This is a genomic window from Streptomyces sp. SPB074 (assembly GCF_000154905.1).
GTDB lineage: Bacteria > Actinomycetota > Actinomycetes > Streptomycetales > Streptomycetaceae > Streptomyces.
In genome coordinates, this window is sequence record NZ_GG770539.1 from 3,353,571 (window position 1) to 3,369,649 (window position 16,079).

General features: G+C 73.5%; 12 protein-coding genes and 2 pseudogenes. 7 read left to right on the forward strand and 7 right to left on the reverse strand.

The window, feature by feature from the left end:
* Positions 1 to 150 precede the first annotated feature (150 nt).
* Positions 151 to 1,869 (reverse strand): ABC transporter family substrate-binding protein, encoded by a 1,719-nt coding sequence (locus tag SSBG_RS13845; RefSeq protein WP_037869723.1) that lies wholly within the window; start codon positions 1,867 to 1,869, stop codon positions 151 to 153.
* 329 nt (positions 1,870 to 2,198) lie between these two features.
* Here SSBG_RS13845 and SSBG_RS13850 point away from each other — a divergent pair, with 329 nt between their 5' ends.
* The 5 genes and pseudogenes from SSBG_RS13850 to SSBG_RS13870 all read left to right on the forward strand — a co-directional run bounded on the left by SSBG_RS13850 (position 2,199) and on the right by SSBG_RS13870 (position 7,210).
* Positions 2,199 to 3,179 carry an ABC transporter permease gene (locus tag SSBG_RS13850; RefSeq protein WP_008746741.1) on the forward strand — a complete coding sequence of 327 codons (981 nt, stop codon included), beginning with the start codon at positions 2,199 to 2,201 and terminating at the stop codon, positions 3,177 to 3,179.
* A complete protein-coding gene (locus SSBG_RS13855; RefSeq protein WP_037869726.1) occupies positions 3,176 to 4,081 on the forward strand; it encodes an ABC transporter permease in 906 nt (301 codons plus the stop codon). The genes SSBG_RS13850 and SSBG_RS13855 overlap by 4 nt, the downstream gene beginning before the upstream one ends.
* A pseudogene (locus SSBG_RS13860) lies at positions 4,078 to 6,204 on the forward strand (dipeptide ABC transporter ATP-binding protein). Before SSBG_RS13855 ends, SSBG_RS13860 begins: the two are co-directional and overlap by 4 nt.
* 25 nt (positions 6,205 to 6,229) lie before the next feature.
* Positions 6,230 to 6,556: a hypothetical protein gene (locus tag SSBG_RS13865; protein WP_007824284.1), complete on the forward strand. Its 327-nt coding sequence runs from the start codon at positions 6,230 to 6,232 to the stop codon at positions 6,554 to 6,556.
* A 96-nt stretch (positions 6,557 to 6,652) separates the two neighbouring features.
* Positions 6,653 to 7,210 carry a Uma2 family endonuclease gene (locus tag SSBG_RS13870; RefSeq protein WP_008746745.1) on the forward strand — a complete coding sequence of 186 codons (558 nt, stop codon included), beginning with the start codon at positions 6,653 to 6,655 and terminating at the stop codon, positions 7,208 to 7,210.
* A 71-nt stretch (positions 7,211 to 7,281) separates the two neighbouring features.
* Here SSBG_RS13870 and SSBG_RS13875 read toward each other — a convergent pair whose 3' ends face one another.
* The 6 genes and pseudogenes from SSBG_RS13875 to SSBG_RS35785 form a co-directional block, all read right to left on the reverse strand.
* On the reverse strand, positions 7,282 to 7,719 hold the full coding sequence (locus SSBG_RS13875) for a nitroreductase family deazaflavin-dependent oxidoreductase (protein ID WP_037871448.1): 438 nt from the start codon (positions 7,717 to 7,719) through the stop codon (positions 7,282 to 7,284).
* A 58-nt stretch (positions 7,720 to 7,777) separates the two neighbouring features.
* The gene (locus tag SSBG_RS13880) at positions 7,778 to 8,884 is read right to left on the reverse strand and encodes an acyltransferase family protein (protein WP_008746747.1); all 1,107 of its coding nucleotides are present in this window, start codon (positions 8,882 to 8,884) and stop codon (positions 7,778 to 7,780) included.
* Between the two features lie 476 nt (positions 8,885 to 9,360).
* Positions 9,361 to 10,380, reverse strand: coding sequence for a hemolysin family protein (locus tag SSBG_RS13885; RefSeq protein WP_008746748.1), 1,020 nt, complete (start codon positions 10,378 to 10,380; stop codon positions 9,361 to 9,363).
* Complete coding sequence (locus tag SSBG_RS13890; RefSeq protein WP_008746749.1) at positions 10,377 to 11,738, reverse strand: hemolysin family protein; 1,362 nt, start codon at positions 11,736 to 11,738, stop codon at positions 10,377 to 10,379. Before SSBG_RS13890 ends, SSBG_RS13885 begins: the two co-directional genes overlap by 4 nt.
* A 333-nt stretch (positions 11,739 to 12,071) precedes the next feature.
* Positions 12,072 to 13,115 (reverse strand): NAD(P)-dependent alcohol dehydrogenase, encoded by a 1,044-nt coding sequence (locus SSBG_RS13900; RefSeq protein ID WP_008746751.1) that lies wholly within the window; start codon positions 13,113 to 13,115, stop codon positions 12,072 to 12,074.
* Between the two features lie 156 nt (positions 13,116 to 13,271).
* Positions 13,272 to 14,438: pseudogene (locus SSBG_RS35785) on the reverse strand (PP2C family protein-serine/threonine phosphatase); the annotation flags it as partial.
* Positions 14,439 to 14,695: 257 nt separating this feature from the next.
* Here SSBG_RS35785 and SSBG_RS13910 point away from each other — a divergent pair.
* Together SSBG_RS13910 and SSBG_RS13915 are read left to right on the forward strand one after the other, a co-directional pair.
* Complete coding sequence (locus SSBG_RS13910) at positions 14,696 to 15,127, forward strand: hypothetical protein (protein WP_008746753.1); 432 nt, start codon at positions 14,696 to 14,698, stop codon at positions 15,125 to 15,127.
* Positions 15,128 to 15,265: 138 nt separating this feature from the next.
* On the forward strand, positions 15,266 to 16,079 hold an 814-nt coding region (locus SSBG_RS13915; protein ID WP_008746754.1), incomplete at its 3' end, for a hypothetical protein.

The window sequence follows — 16,079 nt, forward strand, 5'->3', positions numbered from 1 at the left end:
CGGTACGTGAACGGGGGCGCCGCGCAGGCGGCCCGCCACCCGCGGCGACCACCACCCGCGCGCGTACGCACCCCGCCCCCGCGCCACCGTCCTCCGCTCCCCCGCAGCACTCCGCTCCCCCGCCGCCCGCCACTTCTCCCGGCCCGCCTTCTACTTCTCCCAGCCCACCTTCGTGTAGTCCACGTCCCCCAGCCCCGACGCGCCCCAGTTCGCCAGCCCGGAGCGGGTGGCGATGATCTGCGGGCGCTGGTACAGCTCGATCGAGTGGACCTGGGCCCAGATGGCCTTGTCCGCCTGGTTGTAGAGGGCGCGGGCCGCCTCGGGGTCGGTCTCCCGCCCGGCCTTCGTGAGCAGGGTGTCGATCTCCTTCGTGCCGACGCCGCCGAAGTTGAGGAAGCTCTGCCCGCCGCGCGGGCGCTGGAACGTCGAGAAGAGCTGCGAGGGGAAGATGTTGTCGACGTTGCGGAAGCTCACGAGGTCGAAGTTGCCCCGGTTGACGTACTTGTCGAAGTAGTCGGCGTCGGTGACCTTGCGGACCTCGACGCCGATGCCGACGGCGCCGAGTTGCTGCTGCACGATCTGCGCCTGGTCGACGGCGGAGCCGTTGGCGCCCGCGCTGATGAGGTACGTGAGCGTGAGCCGCTTGCCGCCCTTCGTCCGGGTCTCGCCCGCGGCGCCCGCCTTCCACCCGGCCCCGTCGAGGAGCTTCGCCGCGGCCTTCGGGTCGTGGGTGCCCCACACGCCCGCGTTCGCGCGGTAGCCCTTCTGGTTGGGCATGAAGAAGTGGTTGTCGAGCGGGACCACGTCGACGGGCACGTCCTTGGCGAAGGCCGTCGTGATGCCCTTGCGGTCGATCGCGCGGTCCACGGCCTGCCGGACCCGGAGGTCCGCGAGCGGTCCGCGCGTGCCCAGGGTGATGTGCACCTCGTCCCAGCGGGCGCCCTTCCTGATGTCCGTCTTCGGGGCCTTGACCAGGCGCTTGTAGTCCTCGGGGAGGATCGCGCTCGTCTCGTCGATCTCCTTGTTGAGGTACGCCTCCGTCTGGGCCGGCGCCTGGAGCGCGCGCCAGGTGATGGCGCTCAGCCGCGGCTTGGCGCCCCACCACGCGGGGTCCGGCTCGGTGGTGACGGTCTGCGTCGTCTTGTCGGCCGACTTGACGCGCCAGGCGCCCGCCGTGACCGGGATCTTCTCCAGCCAGCCCTTGTTGAACTTCTCGGGGGTGTCGATCCAGTCGGCGGGGAGGAGGACGCGGAAGAGGCGCCGCCAGTCGGCGTACGGGGCGCGGAACCGGACCACGGCCTCCTGGTCGTCGCTGCCGCGCGAGACCTTCGCGATCTGGTCGTAGCCGCTCGTGTCGGCGACGAGGTGGCGCCGGTCCGAGCCGTCGAGCGCCTTCGCGAGCGCCGCGAAGTCCCGGTAGGACAGCGGTTTTCCGTCCGACCAGCGGGCCTTGGGGTTGAGCCGGTAGGTGATCTCCAGCGGGGACGTGGACGTCACCTTCGCGGAGAGCAGGTAGTCGGCGTCGGGGTGCGGGACGCCGTGGCTGTCGCGCGGCTGGAGGACGGGTTCGACCTGCTCCAGGATCGCGGTCGCGTCACCGTTCGTACCGTCCACCTGGTACGCGTTGTACTGGTGAATCCACTGCCGGACCGAGAGGTTGAGCGTTCCGCCCGCGCGCAGCCGCGAGACGGGCCGCGCGTTGATCGCCTGCGCCCCGGCGGCGGGGGCCCCGGCGCGCTTGTGCCCGGAGCCGTCGCCCCCGTCACCGTCGCCGGAGCCGCCGCAGGCGGTGAGGAGGAGGGCGGCGGCGAGCGCGACGGCGGTGAGGGCGGGGCCCGTGCGGGCCGGGTTCCTGGGCAGGGGGGACATGGGGGAGCCTCCGGGACGGGACGACGGGAACGGGGCAGGGGGGACGCGGCAGGGACGGGAACGCGCGACGCGGTGCCGCGCGCGGGACGGGACGACGGGCAGGGCGCCCGACGAGGCGACCGGCAGGACGGCCCGCAGGACGCGGGACAGAACGCGGGACACGACGGGACGCCCGGAGCGTAGGCCGGGGAATCGCCCTCCGTAAGCGTTTTCGTGTACCTGCCATGCTCCCTTCACACGCGCGCAACACGACGTGACGAGGATCGGAGCCTTCGGCCCAACTCACCCACCGGTCAAGCCTGTTGCCCCCACCAGGAGACGCCCCCCGCATGACCACGTACCTCCTGCGCCGTCTCCTGCACCACCTCGTGCTGCTCCTCCTCGCCCTCGCGCTCGCGTATCTCCTCGCCGCCTCCGCGCTCGACCCGCGCGCCTACTTCGAGGGCCGCCGCCCGCCCCCGGACCCCGCCGCCGTCACCGCGCACCTGCGCGCCCTCGGGCTGGACGAGGGCACCCCGCTCCCCGCGCGCCTCGCGCACTGGTTCGGCGGGCTCCTCCACGGCGACCTGGGCCGCACGCTGGACGACACCTCGGTGGCCGCCGAACTCGGCCGCCGGATCGGCGTGAGCCTGCGGCTCCTGCTCGTGGGCACGGTCCTGGGCACGCTCGGCGGCGTCCTCGCGGGCGCGTGGACGGCGGTGCGGCAGTACCGCCTCTCCGACCGCGTCGTCACGCTCGTCTCGTTCCTCCTCCTGTCGACGCCGACGTTCCTGCTCGCCGTCCTCCTCAAGATCGGCGCGATCAAGCTGAACTCCGTCCTCGGTACCGACCTCATCCGCTTCACGGGGGAGCGCGATCCGGGCCCGCACCCGGGGCTCCTCGCCACACTCGGCGACCGGAGCGTGCACCTGCTCCTGCCGACGCTCTCGATGGGCCTGGTCACGGCGGCCTCCTACAGCCGCTACCAGCGCAACACGATGCTCGACGTGCTCGGCGCGGACTACCTGCGCACGGCCCGCGCCAAGGGCCTCGGGCGGCGCGCGACGCTGCTGCGGCACGGGCTGCGGACCGCGCTCATCCCGATGGCGACGTACTTCTCGTACGGCTTCCTCGCGCTCTTCACGGGCGCGACCTTCACCGAGATCGTCTTCGGCTGGCACGGCATGGGCGAGTGGCTCATCGCCTCGGTCGCCGACAACGACGTCAACGCGGTCGTCGCCGTCTCGGGCTTCGCCGCCGTCGTCGTGCTGCTCTCCGGTTTCCTCGCCGACGTCCTGCACGCCGCCCTCGACCCCCGGGTACGCCGATGAGCGCGCCACCGGCCGAGGCCGCCGCCGGCACGCCCCGCACCCCCACCCGCGCCCGGCTCGTGCTGCGCCGCTTCCTCGCCCGCCGTGCCGCGCTCGCCGGGCTCGCCGTCGTCGTCCTCCTGCTCGTCCTGGGCTTCGCCGGCCCGTACGTCACGCACTGGTCGTACACGGACATCGACTACACGGCACTGCGCGAACCCCCCTCCGCGCGCCACTGGTTCGGGACGAACCGCATCGGCCAGGACGTGTACGCGCAGACCGTGCGCGGCCTCCAGAAGTCGCTGCTCGTGGGGCTGCTCGTCGGCCTCGTCGCGACGGCGCTCGCGGCCCTCGTCGGCGCCTGCGCGGGGTACTTCGGCGGGTGGGCCGACCGCGTCCTGATGTTCCTCGTGGACCTGCTGCTCGTGCTGCCCTCGTTCCTCGTCCTCGCGATCCTCGCGCCGCGCCTGCGCGGCACCGGCTGGCCCGGCTTCGTCGGCCTGCTCGCGCTCTTCGCCTGGATGATCACCTCGCGGGTCGTACGGTCCATGACGCGGTCGCTGAAAGAACGCGAGTTCGTGCGCGCCGCCCGGTCGCTGGGCGTCTCCCCCGCGCGGATCATCACGCGGCACGTGCTCCCGAACGTCGCCTCGTTCCTCGTCATCGACGCGACGCTCGCGGTCGGCGGCGCCGTCATGAGCGAGACCGCGCTCTCCTACTTCGGCTTCGGCATCCAGGCCCCCGACGTCTCGCTCGGCACCCTCATCGCCGACTACACCGGCTCGGCCGTCACCTACCCCTGGATGTTCTTCTTCCCCGCCGGGCTCCTCGTCCTCTTCGTCCTCGCCGTCAACCTCGTCGGCGACGGCCTGCGCGACGCCTTCGACCCGACCAGCCGCCCGAACGATCGGCACACCACGTGACGTCCCCCCTGCTCTCCGTCCGCGACCTCACCGTCTCCTTCCGCGGCGGCGCCGAAGAGGCCGTACGCGGCGTCTCCTTCGACCTGCGGCGCGGCGAAGTCCTCGGCCTCGTCGGCGAGTCGGGCTCGGGCAAGTCCCTCACCGCGCTCGCCGTGCTCGGCCTCCCGCCGGGCGGCGCGCGCGTCTCGGGCTCCGTGCGGCTCGACGGTACGGAGCTGGTCGGGGCGCCCTCGCGGGAGCTGGACCGGGTGCGCGGGCGGCGTATCGCGATGGTCTTCCAGGACCCCCTGTCGGCGTTCACGCCCGTCTACCGCATCGGGGAACAGCTCGCCGAGGCCGTACGGGTGCACACGCCGGTGCCGAAGGCGGTGGCGGCCGAACGGGCCGTCGAGCTGCTCGATCTCGTCGGCATCCCCGAACCCCGGCGCCGCGCCGAGGCGTTCCCGCACGAGTTCTCCGGCGGGATGCGGCAGCGCGCGATGATCGCGATGGCCGTCGCGCACGATCCCGAGGTGCTCCTCGCGGACGAGCCGACGACGGCGCTCGACGTGACCGTGCAGGCGCAGGTCCTGGAGGTGCTGCGCACCGCGCGCGAGGCGACCGGGGCGGCGCTGCTCCTCGTGAGCCACGACCTCGGCGTCATCGCGGGCACCGCCGACCGGGTCGCGGTCATGTACGCGGGGCGGCTGGTCGAATCGGCGCCCGTGGACGGGCTGTTCGCGCGGCCCGCGATGCCGTACACGCTCGGGCTGCTCGGCGCGGTGCCCCGCCCGGGGGCCCCGCTCGTCCCCCTGCCCGGCACCCCGCCCCGTCCGGGCGCGCGGCCCGGGGGCTGCCCCTTCGCGCCCCGTGCCCGCTCGCCACGGACGAATGCCGCGCGTACGAGCCGGAGTTGGCACCTCTCGCGGGGGCGGAGCCGGAGCGGTGGGCGGCGTGCCTGCGGACGGAGGAGGTGGTGGGCCGTACGCCGGTGGAGCTCTTCCGGCCGCCCGCGCCGGCGCCCTCGCCCTCGCTCCCCGCGAACGACCCGCACGCCGAGGCGGCCCCCGCCGGAGCGACCGCCGCCGGGACACCCGCCCCCGGAACTTCCGTCGCCGTGATTCCGAAGCCGGGGTTACCCGCCGACGCCCCGACCGTCCTGAGCGTCCGCTGCCCTCACCGAGTAAACCGCTGCGCGCCCCCGGGCCGCTGCGGCGGCAAACGGTACAGTGTACGCCGTGGACGGCGTCGATCTCGATCTGCGCGCCGGGCGCACGCTCGCCCTCGTCGGCGAGTCCGGGGCCGGGAAGTCCACCGCGCTCGACGCGATCCTCTCGCTCAGCGCGCCCGAGTCCGGCACCGTGGAGGTGCTCGGGCACCGCACCGACTCCCTCGACCGCGCCACCCGGCGGGCCCTGCGCGGGGACGTGCAGATCGTCTTCCAGGACCCGATGGCCTCGCTCGACCCCCGCCTCCCCGTCGCGGACCTGATCGCCGAGGGGCCGCGCGCGCAGGGGGTGGGCGCGGCCGAGACCGACGCGCGGGTCCGCGAGCTGACCGCGCTCGTCGGGCTCGATCCGGCACGGGACCTGGGGCGCTTCCCGCACGAGTTCTCCGGCGGGCAGCGGCAGCGCGTCGGGATCGCGCGGGCCCTCGCGGTGCGGCCCCGGCTGCTGCTGCTCGACGAGCCGGTCTCGGCGCTCGACGTGTCCGTACGGGCCGGAATCCTCGACCTGCTCGGCTCCCTGCGGACGCGGTTCGGCTTCGCCTCGCTGCTCGTCTCGCACGACCTCGCCGTGGTCCGGCACATGGCGGACGACATCGCCGTCATGTACCTCGGCGCGACGGTCGAACAGGGCCCCGCCGAGGAGGTGTTCGCCCGCCCCCGCCACCCCTACACGCGCGCCCTCCTCGCCGCCGCTCCCGTTCCCGACCCCCCGGCCGAACGCGCCCGCGCGGCCCGCCGTGTCCTGCTCGCGGGCGATCCGCCGAGCCCCACGACCCGCGTGGACGGCTGCCGTTTCCGCTCCCGTTGCCCGCTGTACGCGGTGCTACCGGAAGCCGACCGGGGGCGCTGCGCGGGGGAAGTCCCCACGAATGAGGGCGGGGTGGCGTGCCATTACCCGGAGCGGCGCGAGTACTGAGGGCCGCAGCGGTTACCCTCCCGCCATGGACGGATTCCGCGTCACCTACACGGTGGAGTGCGCCGAGTCGGCGGCGCTGCTCTCACCGGACCGCAGGGAGACCCTCGAACGGGGCCTCGCGGTCCTCGCCCGCAACCCGTACCACCCGGCGACGGCCCCCATCGGCACGCATGAGGACAACCGGAAGGCGCAGGTGGCGCCGGGTGTCCTCATCGAGTACGTGGTCGCGCACGCGGTGATGGTGGTCGTCGTCCTGACCGTCTTCGACGAGTCCCTCTACCTCCTGGCGGACGTACCGGGCCAGGTGGAGCGGGGAATGGAGGGCGACGCGGCGCTGGGCGGCGGGGGATGAGGCCGTCCCGGGCAACGTCTGGGATGCGCAAGACGAATAGGGGTAGTTTTGTACTACTCTGACGCTCTCTGGTAGAACGTCCGCGAAAGGTGCGGCATGAGCGAGGCAACGTCCGACTACGGTCGGGGCATCGACGCGGAGCAGGCGCTCAAGTACGCCATCCAGCATGTGGCGGGGGAACACGCCGAGATCGTCGAAGGGGTCATCACACAGGTGTCGCCGAGCTGGCCCCACGAACGGACGGCGAACAAGATTCGTCGGCAGATCTCCCGCCGCTGTCTGGAGTTGGGGTACGAGATCGGCTCCGGCAACCTCGACCTGCCGGGGTCTCCCAACTGGTACATCCCTGATCTCGCCATCGTCCCCGACGACTTGGTCGAGGACTCCAATTCCCTCCTTCCCGACCAGACCCTCCTCGTCGTCGAAGTGACCTCGCCCTCCAACGCCGAGACCGCCCGCGTGGTCAAGCGCCGCCGCTACGCCGAGTACGGCGCTCCGCTGTATCTCCTGGTCGACCGCCAGGAGCGCAGCATCACGCTGTTCGCGGAGCCCGGACCGCTCGGCTACACGCGCGTCGAAGGCCCCCACCCCTTCGGCACCCCCCTTCCCCTTCCGGCTCCCTTCGACCTCGTGCTGGAGACCGGCGAGCTGTAAGGGCGCGAGCCCGGTACGACGGAACCGCCCGCGCCCCCTTCGGGGTGCGGGCGGTTCCGCGTCGTTGTCCGTCAGTCCTTCGGGGTCAGGACGAAGACGGGGATCGGGCGGTCCGTCTTCTTCTGGTACTCGGCGTAGTCCGGGAACGCCTCGACGGCGCGGTCCCACCACTCGGCCTTCTCGGCGCCGGTGACCTCGCGGGCCGTGTAGTCCTTGCGGACCGGGCCGTCCTGGAGTTCCACCTCGGGGTGGCCCTTGACGTTGTAGTACCAGACGGGGTGTTCGGGGGCGCCGCCCTTGGAGGCGATGACCGCGTACTCGCCGTCGTGCTCGACCCGCATCAGCGGGGTCTTGCGGATCTTGCCGCTCTTCGCGCCGAGCGTCGTCAGGACGATGACCGGCATCCCGCGCATCTCGGTGCCGCGCGTCCCGCCGCTGCTCTCGTACTCGGCGACCTGCTCGCGCACCCACTTCTCGGGGCTCGGTTCGTACGCACCACTCAGAGGCATCGCGTCCACCCTTTCGTCTCGCTGCCGACACTCTCTCACCGGTCCGCCCGGCGACAAGTCACCGCCGCTTGGCCATGTCCTCGACGTCCCGGCGGAAGGCCCACCGCATCTCCGGTTCCATCGCGAACTTGAACAGCCGTTGCACGAGCGGCGTGCACAGCACCGTGATGACGCTCGCCGCGATGAGCGTCACCGCTATCTCGCCCGCCGGGCTGTGCAGCCAGTCGGCCGCGTACCAGTCGCCGAAGCGCGAGCCCTTCGCGAGGAAGCCGTGCAGCAGGTAGCCGTAGAGCGTGCCCGCGCCGAGCGCCGTGAACCACATGTGGCGGCGCGGCACCCAGGCGAGGAAGCACGCGGTGAGCACGAGGGAGCAGCCGAAGAGCGCGAGCGTCATGACGACCCCGGTCCAGCCGGGCGCGCCGAGTTCCTGCGCGCTGTCGCGGTGGTAGAACCAGGCCGCGTTCATGCGCGGCGCCGCCCAGTAGGCGAAGAGCGCGCCGCCCACGAGGACGGGCACGGACAGGATGCGGGCCTCGCGGCGCCGCACGAGCTGGAAGTGCTCGGGCTTGAGCTTGAGGCCGACGACGAAGAACGGCAGGAACTGGAGGACCCGCTGCATGTCGAGGTCGTCGCCGATGTCCGGGGAGATCGCCGCGAGGATCGCGATGGCGAGCGCGAGCGGCACCGGCCAGCGCACGAGCTTCCAGATCGGGGTCGTCAGGCGCCACACGAACAGCGCGATGAGGAACCAGGTCAGGTACCAGGGGTCGAGCAGGCTGAACGGGTAGTCCGGGTCGCCGCCCGCCGTGCGCTTGAGGAGCGTGTAGGCGACCTCGAAGAGCACGTACGGGACCGCGACCCCGGTGATGAGACGGCGCAGCCGGTCCGGGCGCATGTCGAAACTGCGGGACATGTAGCCGGAGATGATGATGAACGCCGGCATGTGGAAGGTGTAGACGAAGATGTAGAGCGCCGAGGCGGCCCGGCTGTCGCCGCGCAGCGGCTCCCAGGCGTGGCCCATCGCGACGAGCAGGATCGCGAGGTACTTCGCGTTGTCGAAGAAGGGGTCACGGCGCCTGGCGGCGGGTTTCGCGCCGTTCCCGGCGGCGGTGTTCCCCTCGCCCTGGGCCGCTTGTCCGCCGGTGGCCCCGACGCGCTTGAGCACGAGGGTGTCGCTGCCCGCGCCCGTCGCGGGACCGCCCGCGCCGGTCGCCCGGCCGGTGCCCCTCGCCCGGACCGTGTGCGTGCCCGTCGTCCGGCTCGTGCCCGTCGCCCGCGCGCTTCCCGCCCCGCTCTCCGGGGGCAGCGGCACGCGCCGGTCGGGCGAGGGCCCCGGACCGCCCTCTGGTCCGTGTCCGCGCGCGGACTCGCTCACAATCCCTCCCCGATGGAACGCCGACGGGTCATTACGCGTCTCACCAGAAATGCGGGAAGTATGTCGGTGGAAGGCATCAGCGGCAGCGTAGTGGCCCCCACCGCACCGGGCACAAGCCCGCCCGGTGTGGCTTGTCCCACCCTGGAGCCGATGCGTCCGTTTTCGGCCGGGCCGCTTTCCCAGCCGCTTCCCAGGCCCTCCCCGGGCCCCTCACAGACTCCGCACGGGAACCTCTCCGCCGCCGCCCGGGACGCCCCGCGCGTACCTCAGCCCTCGGCCGCCGGGCCGACGAGTTCGGTCAGCACGTCCTCCATCGTCACGAAGCCGCGTACCCGTCCCTCCTCGCCCGTCACGGCGGCCAGGTGGCTGTCGTCGGTGCGCAGCGCGGTGAGGGTGTCGTCGAGCGGGGTGTCGATGCGGACCCGGGTGAGCGGGTGGTAGGCGGCGCGCGAGAACGGCTTGTCCCGTTCGGTGACGCCGAGGGTGTCCTTGATGTGGAGGTAGCCGAGGAGGGTGCCGCCCTCGCCGGTCACCGGCAGCCGCGAGAAGCCGGACTCGGCGGCGACGCGTTCGAGGCGGGCGGGGGTCACGGTGGTGTCCACGGTGACGAGGGTCGCGCCCGGTTTGATGATCTCGCCGACGGGCCGGGTACCGAGTTCGAGCGCGTCGCGCAGCCGGTCGCGGTCGGCCTCGCTCAGCAGGCCGGCCTCGCTGGAGTCCTCCACCATGCGGGCGAGCTGGTCGTCGGTGAAGACGGACTCGACCTCGTCCTTCGGCTCGACGCGCAGGAGCCGCAGGAGGTGGTTGGCGAGGCTGTTGATGCCGAACACGAGCGGCTTGAGGACGCGGGTGAGCGCGACGAGCGGCGGCCCGAGGAGCAGCGCGGTGCGCACGGGCTCGGCGAGCGCGATGTTCTTCGGGACCATCTCGCCGATGAGCATGTGCAGATACGTGGCGAGCGTCAGCGCGATGACGAAGGAGAGCGGGTGCACGAGGCCGTGCGGGATGCTGACCGCCTCGAAGACCGGCTCCAGCAGGTGCGCGATGGCCGGTTCGGCGACGGCGCCGAGGACGAGCGAGGAGACGGTGATGCCGAGCTGGGCGGTCGCGAGCATCGCGGAGATGTGCTCCAGCGCCCTGATGGTGCTGATCGCCCGCTTGTCCCCGGCCTGCGCGAGCGGTTCGATCTGGCTGCGGCGCACGGAGATGAGCGAGAACTCACCGCCGACGAAGAAGGCGTTGGTGAAGAGCGTGAGCAGCCCGACGAGCAGCTGAACGGCGGTCATCGGGCGTCCTCCTCGACGTGGGCGGGCTCTTCCTCGGCGGGTTTCACGACCCGTACCCGCCCGGCCCGGTGGTGCTCGACGGCGAGCACGGTGAACTCCCAGCCGCGCGCCGCCGCGTCCCGCTCGTCCAGCACGACGGTGTCCCCCGCCTCGGGGATGCGCCCGAGGCGGGTGGCGAGCAGGCCGGCGATGGTCTCGTAGGGGCCCTCGGGGGCGCTGAGGCCGATGAGGCGGAGCTGGTCGAGGCGCAGCGAGCCGTCGGCCTCCCAGGTCGCGCGGCCCGTGGCGGTGGGCGGGCCGGGGAGCAGGTCCTCGGTCTCCTCGGGGTCGTGCTCGTCGCGCACCTCGCCGACGACCTCCTCCACGATGTCCTCGACCGTGACGACCCCGGCGGTGCCCCCGTACTCGTCGATGACGACGGCCATCGTGCGCGCGGCGCGCATCCGGGCGAGGAGGGTGTCGGCGGGGAGCGAGTCGGGGACGAGGAGCGGGGGCGTGGCGAGGTCGGTGACGCGGGTGCGGGCGCGCGCGGCGGGTTCGAGGGCGAGGACGTCGCGGATGTGGACGGTGCCGATGACGTCGTCCAGGTGCTCGCGGTAGACGGGGAAGCGGGAGAGACCGGTCGCGTGGGCGAGGTTCGCGGCGTCCAGGGCGCTGGCGCCCTCGGCGAGGGCCTGCACCTCGACGCGCGGGGTCATGACGTTCTCGGCCGTGAGGTCGTTGAGGTGCAGCGTGCGGATGAACAGTTCCGCCGAGTCCGGCTCCAGCGCGCCCTCGGCCGCCGAGTGCCGTGCGAGCGCGACGAGTTCCTCGGGTCCGCGCACGGAGGCGAGTTCCTCGGTGGGCTCCAGGCCGAGGCGGCGCACGAAGAAGTTCGCGGTCGCGTTGAGGCTGCGGATGAAGAAGCCGAAGAAGGCCGAGAAGCGGCGGTGCGGGCCCGCGACGGCGCGCGCGACGGGGACGGGCCGGGAGATCGCCCAGTTCTTCGGGACGAGTTCGCCGACGACCATGAGGACGACGGTGGAGATGCCGACGCCGAGGAGCGAGCCGATCGTGGACGTCGCGCCGTCCGGCAGGCCGAGCGCGGAGAGCGGGCCGCGCAGCAGCTCGGTGACGGCGGGTTCGGCGAGCATCCCGATGACGAGCGAGGTCACGGTGATGCCGAGCTGTGCCCCGGAGAGCTGGAAGGTGAGGGAGCGCACGGCGGCGAGCGCGCCCGCCGCGCCGCGCTCGCCCACGTCGGCGGCGCGCTCCAGGTCGGAACGCTCGACGGTGGTGAGGGAGAACTCGGCGGCGACGAAGAGCGCGCAGGCGAGGGTGAGGAGGGCGGCGACGAGGAGCTGGACGACGGCGATCACGCGGTCACCGCCCGGCGGGCGCGGAGCGGGGCGGGACGCGCGGCGCGGGCGGCGCGCGGGAGGCGGGCGGCGCGGGCGGCGCAGGTGGCTCGCGGGGCGCGGACGGCTCGCGGGGGTTCACCCATCGGTTCCTCGGGCTCCTTGACTCGTACGGGCGCTTCGGGCGCGGTGCCGGGTGTGGGGCCCGGCGTGCTGCCGGGCCCCACGGGTTTCCGCGACTCTACGACTGTCCCGTCCGCCGCGCTCTACACGGGTGTCGTAGTGGGCGGGCGCGGGCCGCACGGGCGTCGTGGTGCTGGCCCGCACGGGCGTCGTGGGTGGGCGGGCGCGGGCTCAGCCGTTCGGCAGGACGACCGCGCGGCCCCGGACCTTCCCGTCGTGCAGACGCTCGTACGCGCTCGGGGCCTCGTCGATCCCGTACGTCTCGATGCGGACGTCCACGGCCCCGGCGCGCGCGAGGTCGAAGGTCTCGCCCATCTCGGAGCGGCTGCCCCAGTAGGGGGAGGTCACGGCCGTCTCGTACGCCTGGAGCCCGAAGCCGACCTCCAGGCTGCCGCCGCCGATGCCGACGATCACCACGTCGCCCTCGATCATGGCGCAGGCGCCGGACGCCTTGACGCTCTGCGGGACGCCGACGAAGTCGAAGACGGCCTCGGCGCCCCGGCCCCCGGGGGTGAGCCGGCGGACGTTCTCGACGGCGTGCTCGTCGGAGAGCACCGCCTCGTGCGCGCCGACCTCCTTGGCGAGGCGCAGCTTCTCGTCGTTGACGTCGAGCGCGATGACGCGCGCGGAGGTGAGGGCGCGCAGGAGCTGGATGCCGACGTGGCCGAGCCCGCCGGTGCCGAAGACGACGGCGGTCGAGCCGGGTACGAGCTTGGGCAGCGAGCGCTTGACGGCGTGGTACGGGGTGAGTCCCGCGTCGGTGAGCGGCACGGTCCGGACGGGGTCGAGGTCGCCGAGGGGCAGGAGGTGCCGGGCGTCGTCCACGATCATGTACTCGGCGATCGCGCCGGGGTTGCCGAGGCCGGGCGGGTAGATGCCGAGGCGGGCCGCGTCCAGGCAGTAGTTCTCCTTGCCCTGCTGGCACTTGGAGCAGCGCCCGCAGCCCCGGGGCCCGTACACCGCGACGGACTCGCCGAGGGCGACGTTGCGCACGCCCTCGCCGAGCTTGTCCACGACCCCCGCGCCCTCGTGGCCGAGGGTGAGCGGGAGCGGGAAGGTGAGCTGGTCGGCGCTCCAGCTCATCACGGCGATGTCGGAGTGGCAGACGCCGGCGGCCGTGACCTTGAGCCGGATCTCGCCGGGTCCGGGCTCGGGCTTCTCGATCTCGACCACCTCGGGGGCGGCGCCGACGGTGCGGTACTGGACTGCCTTCATCGTGGCTGCCATGGGGGACTCCTTCACTGCGGGGGGCGGTCCGCCGGGGGCGGCGGGCCCGCCGGGGGGTGCGGGGGGCGCGGGGGCCGGTCCGTCGCGGGTACGGGGCCCCGGGGGCTCGCGCGGGACCTCGCCGCCGCCCGCGCGCCGTACCGCGAGGACCGTGGTGTCGTCGGTGAGCCGCCCGCGGGTGTGGCGCAGCACTTCGTCCCGTACGAGCGCGACGAGCCGGACCGGGTCCGTGAGCCCCGGGTCCGCGCCGACGCGCGCCCCGATCCGCTCGGCGAGCGGGAAGAACACGCCGGAGCGGTCGCGCGCCTCGGTGACGCCGTCGGTGACGAGCAGCAGCGTCTCGTCCGCCGCGACGGGGAAGCGCTGGACGACGAAGACGCTGCCCATGAGGGCGCTGAGCCCGAGCGGGATCACGGGTTCGGTGGCGATCTCGCGCACCCCGCGCGGGCTCACGGCCAGGGGCGGCTCGTGCCCGAAGTCGACCATCTCGATCTCGTAGGCGGTGGGGGCGGGGAAGTTCGCCGGGTCGGCCTGGGCGGTCTGGTCGAGCGGATCGGCGTCCGTGACGGGCGGGAAGCCGATGAGGGCGGCGGTCGCGAAGCGGTCCTCCTCGTCGGCGAGGCCCATCGCGGCGCTGTACGCCTGGTAGCGGCGCATCCGGGTCTCCATGCGGTCGGCGACGACCCCGAGGCCGGGGGCGTGGTAGCCCCACTCGCGGAAGGAGCCGACGAGCGCGGCGGCGGCGGTGACGGCGTTGAGGCCCTTGCCCTGGACGTCGCCGAGGATCACCCGGGTGCCGTACCGGGAGGGCTGGATGTCGTAGAAGTCGCCGCCGACCCGCGCGGTGGAGTCGGCGGCGAGGTAGATCGCGGCCTGCTCCATGCCCGCCCAGTGCGGGGGCAGCGGGCGCAGCACGGTGGACCGGGTGGTCTCCGCGATGTCCTGGAGGTGCCCCACGTACCGGGCGGCGCGCAGCCGCACGGCGCAGGAGGCGACGGCGACGGCTCCGCCGCCCACGACGAGGACGAAGTCCGGCCACCCGGTGCGGTACTGCGCCGACCAGACGCTGTTCATGAGCAGGTATCCGGCGCAGGAGAGCACCCCGAAGAGCGCGGTGGTCCACACCCCGCACAGCGCGGCCGCGATACCGGGGACGACGACGATCCACGTGATCATCCGGAAGTCCGCGTCGGTCTCCCAGTCCAGGGCGACGATGAGCACGAGCAGCGCGGCCGGTACGAGCCAGGCCACCCGCCGCCCGCGCAGCCGGAGCGGCTCCTCGACCCACATGCGGGACGAGACGGGTCGCATCGCCGGGCGAGAACTCACCAGCCCAGCGAAACACGCGGTACGGGAGGGCGCCACGGGAGCCGGGCCCCCTCTGCGGGAGCCGGGACGGGCGGTGCGGGCCCGGCCCGCACCGGCGGGAACCGGCCTCCGTCACCCGGCGGGAGCCTGACGCCACCGCCCGGCGAACCGGCCTCCCCCGCGCGGCCCGGCGCGGGTTCCGGTTGCCGCCGGGCGAGGGAGGAGGACCCTGGGGACAAAGGACCGCAAAGGAGACAGTCATGTCCCATGCCGCCGCTCCCGCCACCGCTCCCCGCCCCCCGGCCGCCCGCCGCCGCCCCGCCCGCGGGGTCACGGCGATCACGGCGAGCAACGTCTTCTGGCTCGCGGCCGGATACGGGCTCTGGGCCTCGGTGACGACGCGCCACGAGCACCGGATGACCGGTTTCAACGTGCTCTACGGCGTCGTCGCGGGCGTCGTCTTCGGGCTCGTGTACCTCGCCCTGCGGCAGATCACTCCGGCGATCCCGCGGCTGCGGCGGGCCCTCGTGTGGGCGGTGTTCTGGGGCGGCTCCATCGGCTACCTGCACAGCCTGTCGAACCCGAGCATCATGTGGTCGGTCTTCCTCGGCCTGATCCTCGCGGCGAGTGCCTTCGTGATGACCTTCTACCACTTCTACACGCGCGAGGTCCCGACGGACGCCCACCTGTGAGGGCCGCAGCCGCCCCGCGCCGCCCCCTCCTCACCCGTACGCCCGCGGGACTGGCGCGGGCGTGCGGGGGCGCGTTGCCTGGGTAGGTGCGGGAGGGCAGGACGTACGGTCGTGTGAGGGCTTGCGGGAGGCGGCGCGGTGGCGGAGGGCGAGACGCGGGTGCGGGGGCGGGGCGCCGGGTACGTGGTGCGTGCCCTGCTCGCGGTGGTGCTCGCGGTGGTGGCCTGCGTGTGCGTGCCCGCCGGGGCACTCTCCGTGTGGGCGAAGTACGAGATCGGGGACACGGACACCTTCGTGGACACCGTCTCGCCGCTCGCCTCGGACCGGGCCGTGCGCGAGGCGGTCGCGGACGCGGTGACGGACGGGGTCATGCGCCAGGTCGATCTCGGTCCGCTCCAGGACCAGGGGCGGGAGTTCGTGCGCGAGGCGGCGGTCTCGTTCACGGGCTCGACCGCGTTCCGGGACGCGTGGGACGCGGCGGCGCGCGGCGCGCACCGGGCGGTGCTCGACGCGCTGAGCGACCGGGAGTCGGGCGCGGACATCCGCATCGACCTGGGCCCGGTCACCAAGCAGGTCAAGCAGCGGCTGATCGACAACCACGTCCCGTACGCGGACCGCATCCCGGACACGGACACGTCGATCACCTTCGTGGAGTCCCGTGAACTGGGCACGGCGCGGAAGGTGTTCCACGCCTTCGAGACGGCCGGGCCCTGGCCCGCCATCGCCGCCTTCGTGCTCGGCGGCGCCGCGATCGCGCTCGCGCACCGCAGGCTGCGCGCCCTGTCCCTGCTGGCGTTCGGTGTCGCGCTCGCGGGGGTCGCGCTGCGCCTGACGCTGATGTCGGCGCGCGACGAGACGCTCGACCGCATCCCCTCCGGCTTCTCCCGCCCGGCGGCGGGAGCGGGCTTCGACGCCCTGGCCCACGCCCTGACGACGGCCTCGTGGTGGCTGG